Annotated in this window: 9 protein-coding genes; 7 read left to right on the top strand and 2 right to left on the bottom strand. The window is 66.6% G+C overall.

Annotated elements, in window-relative coordinates:
* Window positions 1-11 precede the first annotated feature (11 nt).
* Window positions 12-290, bottom strand: coding sequence for a hypothetical protein (locus ASF61_RS17850; RefSeq protein WP_056158838.1), 279 nt, complete (start codon window positions 288-290; stop codon window positions 12-14).
* Window positions 287-772 carry a MarR family winged helix-turn-helix transcriptional regulator gene (locus ASF61_RS17845; RefSeq protein ID WP_056158836.1) on the bottom strand — a complete coding sequence of 162 codons (486 nt, stop codon included), beginning with the start codon at window positions 770-772 and terminating at the stop codon, window positions 287-289. The genes ASF61_RS17850 and ASF61_RS17845 overlap by 4 nt, the downstream gene beginning before the upstream one ends.
* Window positions 773-869: 97 nt before the next feature.
* Between ASF61_RS17845 and ASF61_RS17840 the strand changes: the two genes are divergently transcribed.
* The 7 genes from ASF61_RS17840 to ASF61_RS17810 all read left to right on the top strand — a co-directional run bounded on the left by ASF61_RS17840 (window position 870) and on the right by ASF61_RS17810 (window position 13,258).
* On the top strand, window positions 870-1,832 hold the full coding sequence (locus tag ASF61_RS17840) for a GlxA family transcriptional regulator (RefSeq protein WP_056158832.1): 963 nt from the start codon (window positions 870-872) through the stop codon (window positions 1,830-1,832).
* A 204-nt stretch (window positions 1,833-2,036) separates the two neighbouring features.
* A complete protein-coding gene (astC, locus tag ASF61_RS17835; protein ID WP_056158828.1) occupies window positions 2,037-3,275 on the top strand; it encodes an acetylornithine/succinylornithine family transaminase in 1,239 nt (412 codons plus the stop codon).
* 141 nt (window positions 3,276-3,416) lie between these two features.
* The gene (locus ASF61_RS17830; RefSeq protein ID WP_056158824.1) at window positions 3,417-4,454 is read left to right on the top strand and encodes an arginine N-succinyltransferase; all 1,038 of its coding nucleotides are present in this window, start codon (window positions 3,417-3,419) and stop codon (window positions 4,452-4,454) included.
* Between the two features lie 13 nt (window positions 4,455-4,467).
* On the top strand, window positions 4,468-5,517 hold the full coding sequence (gene astA / locus ASF61_RS17825) for an arginine N-succinyltransferase (protein WP_056158819.1): 1,050 nt from the start codon (window positions 4,468-4,470) through the stop codon (window positions 5,515-5,517).
* The gene (gene astD / locus ASF61_RS17820) at window positions 5,510-7,006 is read left to right on the top strand and encodes a succinylglutamate-semialdehyde dehydrogenase (RefSeq protein WP_056158816.1); all 1,497 of its coding nucleotides are present in this window, start codon (window positions 5,510-5,512) and stop codon (window positions 7,004-7,006) included. The genes astA and astD overlap by 8 nt, the downstream gene beginning before the upstream one ends.
* A gap of 11 nt (window positions 7,007-7,017) precedes the next feature.
* Window positions 7,018-8,358: an N-succinylarginine dihydrolase gene (gene astB, locus ASF61_RS17815; protein ID WP_056158814.1), complete on the top strand. Its 1,341-nt coding sequence runs from the start codon at window positions 7,018-7,020 to the stop codon at window positions 8,356-8,358.
* A gap of 151 nt (window positions 8,359-8,509) precedes the next feature.
* Window positions 8,510-13,258, top strand: a complete 4,749-nt coding sequence (locus ASF61_RS17810) for an NAD-glutamate dehydrogenase domain-containing protein (RefSeq protein ID WP_056158811.1) — start codon at window positions 8,510-8,512, stop codon at window positions 13,256-13,258.
* Window position 13,259: the final 1 nt, after the last annotated feature.

The following is a 13,259-nucleotide window of genomic DNA, read 5'->3' as shown; positions in this document are numbered from 1 at the left end:
CAGGCGCCGGCTTATTCTTCGCTGAAGATGGCGTCGTAGCCATCGGTATTGTCCATGCCTTTGAGCTCGTCCACGAGGCCCAGGTCTTCCAGTTCTTCTACTGCATTCATGTAGCTGTTGGGCTTGGTCGCGCCGATCAGGCGGAAGATCTCGCCGTCTTCGTTACGCACGCCGATCAGCAGCTTTTCCAGGCGCACCTCGTCCTCGTGGGCAACGTCGAGCAGCAGGTTGCCGATGATGTGTTTATCGAATTTTGCCGGCTTCACGCCGTCGATCAGAGCAGTTTTCAAGAGAGTTCCTTGGTTGGGTCGGAGGGGGGCGTAGCGTTGCCGATATCGGTAACAGCGCCGGTCATGATGGCATTTTTAAGCCTGGCGAGATTTTTTTCAAGGGCCGCATAGTCGTCGTCGCTGTAATCGGCAAACATGTGCCGGCCCATCGACAGTATCGCCGGAAACGCCGTATGAAAGGTCGCTTCGCCGGCGGCCGTCAGCCGCACGAAGAACGAGCGCTTGTCGCAGTCGCTGCGTGCGCGTTCGACCAGCCCCTTTTGTTCGAGGCGCTCGATCACGCCGGTCAGCGTGCCCTTGGTGATCAGGGTTTTCTCGCCCAGCTCCTTGTACGACATGCCTGGCGTGTTACCGAGCGTGGCGATGATGTCGAACTGGGCATGGGTCAGGCCGCAGGCGCGTGCGCGGTCGGCGGAGCTGCGCTCAAAGCCTTGGATGCATTCGGCCAGCAGCCGGATACTTTTCAGATAACGTTCGCCCATGGGCCGTGATTATAGCCGGTTCGCAATTTGCAGCCGGGACGGTTACTATACGGAGCTACCGCCGATCCCGCTTAATCTCCGATGCACGCACGAGCCGATGTCCTTCGCTAACCTGTCCACGCTGGCCAGCCAGCGGCCGCTGCGCGTGCTGCTGGTCAATGCCGGCGAGGCCGATGCACTGACCTGGGCCGGCCTGGTCCAGCCGCTGCGCATGGCAGCCGCCATGCTGGGCCGCGATGCCTTCCAGCTCGACACGATGACGCCCGCGCAAGTGATGCTGGCCCAGCCCGGCTGGGACACGGGTGCGCACACGGGCTTGCACATCGCCCTGCTGGTGGCCGACGAAGCGGACCGCACCATGGCGCCGGACCTGGCGCGCGCCGTCACCGAGCGCATCCGCACGGCCCGCTACTGGGGCGGCGTGGGCGCCGGCGTGCTGTGGCTGGCGCTGGCGGGCGTGCTGGCCGGGGTGCGGGTGGCGCTGCCGTGGGCGTTGTACGGCGATACCGAGAGCATCACCGACCGCGCCATCCTGACCCAGCACCTGTTCGAGCTCGACGGTCGCCACCTCAGCTGCTGCGGCGGCGCCGCCAGCATCGACTTCGCGCTGACGCTGGTCGAGCAGCTGTGCGGCGTCAACGTGCAGGCGACGATCAAGGAAAAGCTGTGCATCGAGCGCGTGCGCAGCCACGACGAGCGCCAGCGGATTGCGCTGCAGGCCCGCTTCGGCGCCCTGCAGCCGCGCCTGTCCGAAGCGGTGACGCTGATGGAAACCAATATCGAGGAACCGCTGTCCACCGACGACATCGCCAACCTGGTCGGCCTGTCGCGGCGCCAGCTCGAACGGCTGTTCAAGCAGTACCTCGACAGCCTGCCGTCGCGCTACTACCTCGAGCTGCGCCTGCAACGGGCGCGCCAGTTGCTGCTTGAAACCAACCACTCGATCGTGCAGGTCGGACTGATGTGCGGCTTCTCGTCGGGCTCGCATTTCTCGACCGCCTTCGGCGCCTTGTTCGGCAATACGCCGCGCGAAGAGCGCCAACGCAAGCTGGCCAGTTAAGGAGTCTGGAAAAGGGTCTCCCGACAAACCTACTGCGCAGCCCGCTACGGTGTTGCGCTGTCCTTTTGGTCAAAATTTCGCTCCGGTCAAAAGTGAAAAACCTTGTCGCCATTAGAAAAGAGTTTTAGCATGCCGTTTTTTATAATCAGTCCACGCGGTAGTTGCCGCGCGCACGCAAGTCATCGCCAACATTGAGGGATCGCCATGAACGCCAAAGATACGACCGTAACCACCCGTCCTGTGACTCGTCAGACCTTCGACGAAGTCCTGGTGCCGACCTACGCACCGGCAGCGATGGTTCCGGTCCGAGGATCTGGCCTGGACCTGTGGGACCAGAATGGCAAGCACTACCTGGACTTCACGTCCGGCATCGCCGTCAACTCGCTCGGCCACTGCCACCCGGTCGTGGTCGAGGCGCTCACGCGCCAGGCCAACACCTTGTGGCACCTCGGTAACGGCTACACCAACGAGCCCGTGCTGCGCCTGGCGCTGGCGCTGACCGAGGCCACGTTTGCCGACCGCGCCTTCTTCTGCAATTCCGGCGCCGAAGCCAACGAAGCGGCCCTCAAGCTGGCACGCAAGCACGCACACGCCAAGTTCGGCCCGCATAAATCGCGCATCGTGTCGTGCCTGCAGTCGTTCCACGGCCGCACGCTGTTTACGGTCTCGGTCGGCGGCCAGCCGAAGTACACCGAGGGCTTCGAACCGCTGCCGCCGTCGATCGACCACATTGCCTACAACGATATCGCTGCCGCGCGCGCCGCGATTACCGACGACGTCTGCGCCGTGATCGTCGAACCGCTGCAAGGCGAGGGCGGCGTGGTGCCGGGCGACAAGGCTTACCTGCAGGCGCTGCGCGAGCTGTGCGACCAGACCGGCGCCGTGCTGATCTTCGACGAAGTGCAGTGCGGCATGGGCCGTACCGGCCATTTGTTCCACTACATGACCTACGGCATCACCCCGGACGTGCTGACGTCGGCCAAGGCGCTCGGCAACGGTTACCCGGTGGCGGCCATGCTGACCACCAACGAACTGGCGGCCAACCTGGGCGTGGGCAGCCACGGCACCACCTACGGCGGCAACCCGCTGGCCACCACCGTGGCGCTGACCGTGCTGGAAACCATCAACCAGCCAGCGTTCCTGGCCCGCGTCACCGAGGCCGGCGACAAGCTGCGCGCTGCCATGGAAAAGCTGGTGGCCGACTACCCGCAGGTGTTCGCCCTGGTGCGCGGCGCCGGCCTGCTGCTGGGCATGGTGGTGGCCGAGGGCTGGAAAGGGCGCTCGAAGGACATCCAGAAGGCTGCCGAAGCCAACGGCCTGATGGTGCTGATCGCCGGCATGGACGTGCTGCGCCTGGCGCCGGCGCTGATCGTGACCGACGCACAGATCGCCGAAGCCGACCGCATCCTGCGCCTGTCGATCGACGGTTTGCTGAAAGCGTAACGCGCAGCAGACCTTCACCTCGTCCTACCCGCGCAGGCGGGTATCGAGGTTCCGTGCACCGCGCAAAAACCGGATCCCCGCCTGCGCGGGGGGGACGGAGCTTCGGTCCCGCGCATGATCTGCATCACCCAAGGAGTTTCCATGTATGTCGTCCGTCCGGTCGAACTCGCGGATATCGACGCCCTCGAGGCGCTGTCCGCAGTGCCCATGCCGGGAGTCCATACCCTGCCCAAGACGCGCGAGAAAATCCTCGCCATGATCGAAGGTTCGATCGCCTCTTTTGCCGCCCAGGTCGATATCGCCAGCGAGGAATCGTATCTGCTGGTGCTGGAAAACCTGGCCGATCGCGCCATCGTCGGCACGGCTGCCATGTTTGCCGCCGCCGGTTCCAACGGCACGTATTTTTCCTTCCGCAACGACGTCATCCAGCAGGTGTCGCGCGACCTCAATATCAGCCACAGCGTGCACGCACTCACGCTGTGTTCCGAGCTGACCGGCTATTCCCAGCTGTCGAGCTTTTACGTGGGCGAGCGCGAACAGGGTTCGCCGGAGGCGGCGCTGCTGTCGCGCGCGCGGCTGATGTTTGCCGTGCTGGCGCCGCACCGTTTTGCCGACCGCTTCTTCGTGCCGCTGGCCGGCGTCACCGACGGCGGCGGCGGGTCGCCGTTCTGGGATGCGCTGGGCCGCAAGTTCTTCCAGATGGATTTCCTCGATGCCGAACGCGTGATCGGCGGCGCCCGCAACCGCACCCTGATCGTCGAGCTGATGCCGCACTACCCGGTGTACGTGCCGCTGCTACCCGGCGACGCCCAGGCGGCCATGGGCCAGATCCATCCGTCGGGTGAACTGGCCTTCAACCTGCTGACGGCCGAAGGCTTCGAGGCCGACGACTACATCGACATTTTCGACGGCGGCCCGATCCTGCAGGCCCACAAGAATTCGCTGCGCACCTTCACCGGCGCGCTGCAGCGCCGCGCCACGGTGGCGGTCGATGCGCGCGACCGCGGCCGCGAACCGGCCGTGCGCTACGCCATCTCGTCCGGCGCCGAACACAATTTCCGCGCCGTCATCGCCGACTGCGCCGCGCTCGAGTCGCAGGTGACCGTGGCCCTGCCGGCCGAGGTGCTGGAAACGCTGAACATCGCGGACGGCGACACCGTCATCTGCGTCCGACTCTGAGACTGGACCCCCTATGCTAGTAGTACGCGCCATCCAAGCCGACGACCTCGACGCCCTGTACGTGATGGCCACCCAGGTCGGCAGCGGCATGACCACCTTGAAGCCCGACATGAAGATGATGGGCGACCGGCTGGCGATTGCGGTCGCCTCGTTTGCCGAAACCATCGCGCCCGAAAAGCGCGACTACATGTTCGTCATGGAAGACACCGATACCGGCCGCCTGGCCGGCGTGTGCGCGATCAAGGGCGCGGTCGGTCTGAACGAACCGTTTTATAACTACCGCATCGGCACCCTGGTGCACTCGAGCCGCGAGCTCGAAGTGTTTACCCGCATGGAAACGCTGTACCTGTCGAACGACCTGACCGGCAGCACCGAACTGTGCTCGCTGTTCCTGCATCCCGACTACCGCACCGGCAACAACGGCAAGCTGCTGTCGAAATGCCGCTTCCTGTTCATCGCCCAGTTCCCGCACCTGTTTACCGAAAAGCTGATCGCCGAAATGCGCGGTTACCAGGAGGAGAGCGGCCGTTCGCCGTTCTACGAAGGCCTGGGTCGGCACTTCTTCAAGATGGATTTCGATCACGTCGATGCCTTGACGGCGGTCGGCAAGAAATCGTTCATCGCCGAGCTGATGCCGCGCCAGCCGCTGTACGTGGCCTACCTGCCCGACGACGCGCGCGAGGTGATCGGCAAGGTCCACACGTCCACCGCGCCGGCGCGCCGCCTGCTGGAACAGGAAGGCCTGTACTTCGAAGGCTATGTCGACATTTTCGATGCCGGCCCGGTGCTGCAGGCGCGCGTCTCCGAACTGCGCGCCATGCGCGACAGCGTGCTGGCCCAGGTGGCCGGCACGCCCGATCCGGCCGGCGCATCCGCAACCGAGTCCGAACCGGTGCTGGTGTCGAATACCACGCTCCACGATTTCCGCATGATCCTGTCGCAGACCGCGCCGGTCGATGGCGTGATGGCGCTGCCGGCAGCAGAGCAGGCTGCCTTGCGCTGCACCGACGGCGACGCCGTGCGCACCCTGTCGCTCAATCCGAGGAAGAATCCCCATGTTTAATACGCTGAACAACCCCCTGAGCAATGTACTGAGCAACTTCATCGGCGGCCAGTGGCTGGTCGGCGGCGGCGCCGAACTGGTGACCGTCGATCCGTCGAACGGCCGGCAGACCTGGGCCAGCCGCGAATCGACGCCGGCCGATGTCGACGCTGCCTGCGCCGCTGCGCAAGCGGCGTTCGAGGCCTGGGCCTTGATGCCGCTCGACGAGCGCATCGCCGTCTGCCAGCGCTTCCGCGACCTGCTCAAGCAGGATGCGGAGCAGCTGGCGCTGCTGATCGCCGAGGAAGTGGGCAAGCCGCTGTGGGAAGCGCGTACCGAAGTGACCACCATGGCCAACAAGATCGACATCTCGGTGCAGGCCTACCACGCCCGCACCGGCCTGACGCAAAACAAGGTGGCCGACGGCGAAGCGGTGCTGCGCCACCGCCCGCACGGCGTGTTCGGCGTGTTCGGCCCGTACAATTTTCCCGGCCACCTGCCCAACGGTCACATCGTGCCGGCCCTGATCGCCGGTAACACGGTGGTGTTCAAACCGAGCGAGTACGCGCCGCGCACGGCCATCAAGACCGTGCAGCTGTGGGAACAGGCCGGCGTGCCGCCCGGCGTGATCAACCTGGTCAACGGCGGCCGCGAGACCGGCATCGCGCTGGGCCAGAACGCGCGGCTCGACGGCGTGCTGTTTACCGGTAGCTGCCCCACCGGCACCGCGCTGCATCAACAGTTCGGCGGCCAGCCGGGCAAGATGCTGGCGCTGGAAATGGGCGGCAACAACCCGCTGGTGGTCTGGGATGCGCACGACATCGACGCCGCCGTGTTCATGGTGGTCTCGTCGGCCTTCATTTCGGCCGGCCAGCGCTGCACCTGCGCGCGCCGCCTGATCGTCCAGCAGGGAGCTGCCGGCGATGCGCTGCTCGCGCGCCTGGTCGATGTGGCCGGCCGCCTGACGGTCGGTGCGTCGGACGCGGAACCGGCGCCGTTCATGGGCCCGGTGGTGTCGGCGGCGGTGGCGCGCCGGCTGCTGCAGGCGCAGCAGGACATGGTGGACAAGGGCGGCGTCAGCCTGCTGGCCATGCGCCACCTCGACGACCATACCGGCTTCGTCACGCCCGGCATCGTCGATGTGACCGGCGCCACCGGCATTCCCGACGAGGAATGGTTCGGCCCCCTGTTGCAGGTGATCCGCGTGGCCGATTTCGACACCGCCATCCGCACCGCCAACGCCACCGCGTTCGGCCTGGCTGCCGCGCTGATTTCGAACGACGGGCAGCTGTGGCAGCAGTTCCAGCTGCGCGCGCGCGCCGGCATCGTCAACTGGAACCGGCCGACCACGGGCGCGGCCAGCACGGCGCCGTTCGGCGGCGTGGGCAACTCCGGCAACCACCGCCCGAGCGCCTATTATGCGGCCGACTATTGCGCCTACCCGGTAGCCTCGATCGAAAACCCCGCACTGGACATGCCGGCCAAGCTCTCGCCCGGCATGCACTTCTGAGGACGCCCGCCATGCACGCACGCGAATTCAACTTCGACGGCCTGGTCGGGCCGTCGCACAACTATGCCGGCCTGTCGTTCGGTAACGTCGCCTCGTTCAACAACGTCAAGAGCGCATCCAATCCCAGGCTGGCCGCCCTGCAGGGCCTGGCCAAGATGCGCGCGCTCGCTGCCCGCGGCTTTGGCCAGGCAGTGATGCCGCCGCAGGTGCGGCCCAACTTGCGCCTGCTGCGCAGCGTGGGTTTCAGCGGCACCGATGCCGAGGTGCTGGCCAAGGCGGCCAAACAGGCGCCGGTGATCCTGGCCAGCGCCTACTCGGCGTCGCCGATGTGGACCGCCAATGCCGCCACCGTCAGCCCGTCGGCCGACAGCGCGGACGGCCGCACCCACTTTACCGCCGCCAACCTGAACAACAAGCTGCACCGGGCCTTCGAGCACACGCAGTCGGCGCGCAGCCTGCGCGCCATCTTCGGCGACGCCAAGCACTTTGCCGTGCACGATGCGCTGCCCGGCACGCCGGCGTTCGGCGACGAGGGCGCGGCCAACCACACGCGCTTCGCCAGGGACCACGGCAGTGCCGGCGTCGAACTGTTCGTCTACGGCCGCACCGAGTTCGATAGCGCCGCACCTGCGCCCAGGCGCTTCCCGGCGCGGCAGACGCTCGAAGCGTCGCAGGCGGTGGCGCGGCTGCATGGCCTGTCGGCGCAGCGCACCGTGTTCGTCCAGCAGAATCCCGACGTGATCGACCAGGGCGTGTTCCACAACGACGTGATCGCGGTCGGCAACGGCAACGTGCTGTTCTACCACGAGCAGGCCTTTGCCGACGAAGCCCAGGTCATCGAGCGTCTGCGCCGCGCAGTGGGCGAGGCGGGCGCCGAGTTCGATCCGATCCGGGTGGCGACATCGCAGGTGGCGGTGGCCGACACCGTGGCCAGCTACCTGTTCAACAGCCAGCTGCTGACCAAGGACGGCGGCAAGATGGCGCTGGTGGTGCCGCAGGAATGCCAGGAAAATGCCGCGGTGGCGCGCTACCTCGAGGACCTGCTGGCGCAACACGGCGCCATCGACGAATTGATCACCTTCGACTTGCGCCAGTCGATGCGCAACGGCGGCGGCCCCGCTTGCCTGCGCCTGCGCGTGGCGCTGACCGACGCCGAAAGCGCCGCCATGCACCAGGGCGTGGTGATGACCGAGACGCTGTACCACGCACTGGTGGCGTGGGTGGAAAAGCACTACCGCGACCGGTTGTCGCCGGACGACCTGGCCGACCCGCAGCTGGCGCGCGAGGTGCGCACGGCGCTCGAGGAATTGAGCCGCATCCTGCAGCTGCCCGACCTGTACGACCTCGGTTAGCCCTGTTCCTTCTGGTAAAGGCGCGAAGTTTTAAAAGCTGGTCTAATACCGCATCACCGGCAGTACCAGCACTACGCCGCGCCGCCACAAGTGGCACGGCGTGGGCATCTGAAAATACTTAAAATACCCGTTACGTATTGGAGAACGAACAATGAAACAGACACCACAAGACCTGCGCGCCGAGACCCTCGCCGCGATCAATGCCAGCCAGCCTGCCAGCAGCAACCCGCAGGGACAGGTGCAGGCGCTGATCGGCGCCTGGCTCGCAGCCCTCGACGACGAAGACCTGGCCGGCACCGCGCCTGCCAGCCTGGCGCCGGTCTTGATGGAAGGTTTCAGCAAGGCGGCCACGCGCACCGGCGCCGGTGCGCAGGTGGTCACGCTCTCCTACCAGGAAGGCAACGGCGGGCGTGGCGGCAAGGCCACCGCGCTCCTGATCCTCAACGATGACATGCCCTACCTGGTCGATTCCATCGTCATGGCCATGCGCAAGCTGCACATCGTCGCCAACGGCGTGATGAACGCGGTGCTGCCGGTGGCGCGCGACGCCGATGGCGTGGTCACCCATGTCGGCCAGGCCGGCGACAAGCTCGAATCGTACGTCCTGTGCCTGCTGGCGGAAGACCTGCCTGCCGCCGAACTGGGCGCGCTGGTCGAGCGCATCCAGATGGTGTCGCGCGACGCCGCCGTGGTCCGCCGCGACAAGGCCGCCATGCTGGCGCACCTGTCGCGCATCGGCGCCGAGGCGGCTGCCATCGGCGAAGAAGGCCAGGAAGTGGCTGCCTTCCTCGACTGGGCCCGCACCGAAGGTTTCGAGCCGTTCGGCTATGCCTACTACCAGGTGACACCGGGCGTGCGCGAACTGGAACGCGACATCCCGAGCCGCATCGGCGTGCTGCAGGATACCGCGCACCCGGTCTACGGCACCTGCCTGGCCAATATCCCCGGCGACTTCGACACCCTGTCCGGCCGCGCGCACACGCTGTCCATCGTCAAGGCTGACGTGGAAGGCACGCTGCACCGCGACCAGCAGCTCGACTTCATCGGCGTGCGCCACACCGATGCCCAGGGCGCGATCCTCGGCGAGTACTGCTTCGTCGGCCTGTTTACCCGCGCCGCCACGTCCACGCCGCTGAACCGCCTGCCGTTCGCGCGCGGCCGCGTGGCCAAGGTGCTGGCGATTGCCGGCGTGCGCCAGGAAGGCTTCCGCGCCGAGAAATTCATCGAGATCCTCGAATCGCTGCCGCGCACCGAAGCGCTGGAAGCCGATCCGCAGTGGCTGGCCGATGTCTGCGGCGCCGTGGTGTCGCTGTACAAGCAGCCGCGCACCAAGGTCTTCGCGCGCCGCGACGTCTATGCGCGCCACCTGAACGTGCTGGTGTACCTGCCGCGTGAGCGTTACAGCAACAGCGTGGCGTCGTCGCTGGCACGCACGCTGCAGCACACGTCCGGCGCCAGCCACGTCAGCCTGCAGACGCTGGTGGCCGACGGCCCGCTGGCGCGCGTGTACCTGATCGCCCACGGCGCGCGCTATCCGCTCGACCTGGAAACCGATATCCAGCAGCCGCTCAGCGGTGTGCTCGACGGCTGGCACGACAGCTTCTCGCAGCTGGCCGACACCGCGCCAAACGACGTGGTGCGCGCGCAGCTGCGCAAGCTGTGCACCACGCTGCCGGTCGATTACGTGGCAGCCACCACGCCGGTCGCGGCCTTCCAGGACCTGCAAACCATCCTGCACAACGTCGATCCGTCGCGCGTCGACGTGCGGGTGGAAAATTCGAACGACGGCACCTCGATCCGCCTGTACTCGGTGGACCAGGTGCCGTCGCTGTCGATCATCCTGCCGGCGCTGCACAACGCCGGCGTGACCATCGACCGCGAGCAGTCGCATTCGCTGCGCATCGATGGCCAGCGCCGTTACGTCACCAGCCTGTCGGTCGATGCGGCCAGTGCGGCCAGCCTGTCCCGGCCGGGCGTGGTGGTGGTTGCCGAAGAACTGTTCTCGGCCCTGTTCAACAACGAAGCCGAAGACGGCCGCTTGAATGGCCTGGTCATCGAAGGCGGCCTCAGTGTGCGCGAAGTACAGCTGGTGCGCGCCTACATGAGCTACTGGCGCCAGACCGGCACCCAGTTCTCGGTGCGCTACATTGCCGAAACGCTGCGCAAGCAGCCCGCCCTGGTCAAGGAGCTGGTCGACGTGTTCCTGCGCCGCTTCGATCCGTCGCTGGCCGAAGCCACCCGCAACGAGGCGCTCGACAAGCTGGCCGACATCAAGGCGCGCCTGCCCGGCATCAACCACGCCGACAGCGAAGAAGTACTGGGCGCGCTGGCCGACCTGATTGCCGCCACGCTGCGCACCAACTACTTCCAGAACGACCAGAAGGGCGACAAGATCATCTTCAAGTTCGACACCAGCACCCTGTCGCTGGTGCCGGAACCGCGCCCGTACCGCGAGATCTACGTGTTCTCGCGCCGCTTCGAGGGCCTGCACCTGCGCGGCGGCCCGGTCGCGCGCGGTGGCCTGCGCTGGTCCGACCGCATGGAAGACTACCGCACCGAAGTCCTCGGCCTGGTCAAGGCGCAGATGGTCAAGAACGCCGTGATCGTGCCGGCCGGCGCCAAGGGCGGTTTCGTCTGCAAGCAGATGCCGAAGGACGCCGTGCGTGAAACCATCGCGGCCGAAGGCGAGGCAGTGTACCGCCTGTTCATCTCCAGCCTGCTGGAAGTGACCGACAACCGCGTGCTCGGCAACATCGTGCCGCCGGCGGACACGGTCTGCTACGACAGCGCCGACCCCTATCTGGTGGTCGCCGCCGACAAGGGCACGGCCACCTTCTCCGACATCGCCAACAGCATCGCCGTGCAGCGCGGCTTCTGGCTCGGCGACGCGTTTGCGTCGGGCGGCTCCAACGGCTACGACCACAAGAAGATGGGCATCACCGCCAAGGGCGCGTTCGAGGCCGTGCAGCGCCACTTCTATGAAATGGACCACGACATCCACGCCACACCGACCACCATGGTCGGCGTGGGCGACATGTCGGGCGACGTGTTCGGCAACGGTGCGCTGTTGTCGCGCAAGCTGAAAATCGTCGCCGCGTTCGATCACCGCCATATCTTCCTCGATCCGAACCCGGACATGGAGCAGTCGTTCGTCGAGCGCGAACGGATGTTCGCGCTGCCGCGTTCCTCGTGGGACGACTACAACAAGGAGCTGATCTCGGCCGGCGGCGGCGTCTACCCGCGCACTGCGCGCGCGATCGCGCTGTCGCCGCAGATCCGCGCCGTGCTCGACATCGAGGAAACCTCGCTGCCGCCGGAAGAGCTGATGCACCGCATCCTGAAGGCGCCGGTGGACCTGTTCTACAACGGTGGTATCGGCACCTACATCAAGGCGTCGACCGAAACCCACGCCCAGGTCAAGGACCGCGCCAACGACAATATCCGCGTCAACGGCAACGAGCTGCGCTGCAAGGTCGTCACCGAGGGCGGCAACCTGGGCGCCACCCAGGCCGGCCGCATCGAGTTCGCCCTGGCCGGCGGCCGCATCTTCACCGATGCGATCGACAACTCGGCCGGCGTGGACTGCTCCGACCACGAAGTCAACGTCAAGATGTGGCTGGACGTGGAGATGAGTGCCGGTCAGCTCAGCGAAGCGGACCGCAACCACACGCTGAACCTGATGACGGCCGACATCGAGCGACTGGTCCTGCGCGACAACACGCTGCAGACCCATTTGCTGGTGCGCGAGGCGCAGGCGCAGACCGAACCGGCGGTGCAGGACGGCTATGCCCACCTGATCGCGTTCCTGGAAGAAGAGGGCGCGCTGTCGCGCGACCTCGAGCAGCTGCCGACGGTGGCCGAGCTGGCGCGCCGCAAGGCCGATGGCCGTGGCCTGACCACGCCGGAACTGGCGGTGGTGATCGCCAACGTCAAGAACCGCTACAAGCGCATCCTGTCGGCGCTGCCGCTGACGCAGCACAGCTGGGCCGAAGCCATGCTCAAGCCGTACTTCCCCGCGCTGATGGTGGCCACCCGCCCGGCGCTGGCGCACCCGCTGGCCAACACCATCCTGGCCACCGTGCTGGCCAACGAATCGGTCAACCGCTGCGGTCCGCTGATGCTGCGCGAGCTGGCCCGCGAGCACGGTGTCGATGAAACCGAGGTGATCCAGGCCTGGGGCCAGGCCTGGTCGGCGCTGAACCTGGCGCCGGTGTTTGCCACGCTCGATGCCGACGCGCTGAAGATCCCGCGCGCCGTCTCGATCAAGGTCGATGGCCGCACCCGCGTGCTGCAACGCGCCGTGATCGAGGGCGCGCTGACGGTGCCGGCCGACCAGCTGCGCGCCGGCGTGGAAGAACTCACGCGCCTGTTCGACCAGCCGCAGCTGCTGGCCCAGCTGTCGCAGGTGACGCCGGCCGACGGCCAGACCGACGCCGAGCTGACGGCCGGCCTGCGTGCCGAATTCGTCCAGGCCTGGAACGCGGTCGATGCGATCGAAGCGGTTACGGCGTTCGTGTTTGCCGCGCTGTCGGTGCAGCGCCCGGCGGGCATGGACTTGCCGGCCTTCCTGCACATCGGCCTGGCGCTGCGCAAGCAGGTGGGCATCGACGTGCTCGAGCGCGGACTGAAACTGCCGGCCGCCAACCGCTCGCAGGAGCAGTTGCGCAACTACGCGCAAAACGCCCTGCGCCGCACCCAGCAGCGCCTGCTGTCGAAGGTGCTGCAGCACGCGACCGGCGGTCATGGTGCCACCGAGGCGGTGGAACTGGTGGCCAACACGCTGGGCCTGTCGGGCTATGCGCAGCCGGCCGACCTGGAACAGGCGATGCTCGATGTGTGGGCCTTGTCGGAAGCGGTCAATGCCAGCGGTACGGCAGCGACCACGCTGCTGGCGGCGTAAG

Origin of the sequence: Duganella sp. Leaf126 (genome assembly GCF_001423125.1) — a bacterium.
In the GTDB taxonomy this organism is placed as follows: domain Bacteria; phylum Pseudomonadota; class Gammaproteobacteria; order Burkholderiales; family Burkholderiaceae_D; genus Rugamonas.
Note: the sequence above shows the minus strand (reverse complement) of the source record. Positions and strands in the feature narration are given on the sequence as shown.

Coding starts and splice junctions, on each gene's coding strand:
- ASF61_RS17845 (WP_056158836.1), bottom strand. CDS start 772: ATGGGCGAACGTTATCTGAAAAGTATCCGGCTGCTGGCCGAATGCATC.
- ASF61_RS17840 (WP_056158832.1), top strand. CDS start 870: ATGTCCTTCGCTAACCTGTCCACGCTGGCCAGCCAGCGGCCGCTGCGC.
- astC (WP_056158828.1), top strand. CDS start 2,037: ATGAACGCCAAAGATACGACCGTAACCACCCGTCCTGTGACTCGTCAG.
- ASF61_RS17830 (WP_056158824.1), top strand. CDS start 3,417: ATGTATGTCGTCCGTCCGGTCGAACTCGCGGATATCGACGCCCTCGAG.
- astA (WP_056158819.1), top strand. CDS start 4,468: ATGCTAGTAGTACGCGCCATCCAAGCCGACGACCTCGACGCCCTGTAC.
- astD (WP_056158816.1), top strand. CDS start 5,510: ATGTTTAATACGCTGAACAACCCCCTGAGCAATGTACTGAGCAACTTC.
- astB (WP_056158814.1), top strand. CDS start 7,018: ATGCACGCACGCGAATTCAACTTCGACGGCCTGGTCGGGCCGTCGCAC.
- ASF61_RS17810 (WP_056158811.1), top strand. CDS start 8,510: ATGAAACAGACACCACAAGACCTGCGCGCCGAGACCCTCGCCGCGATC.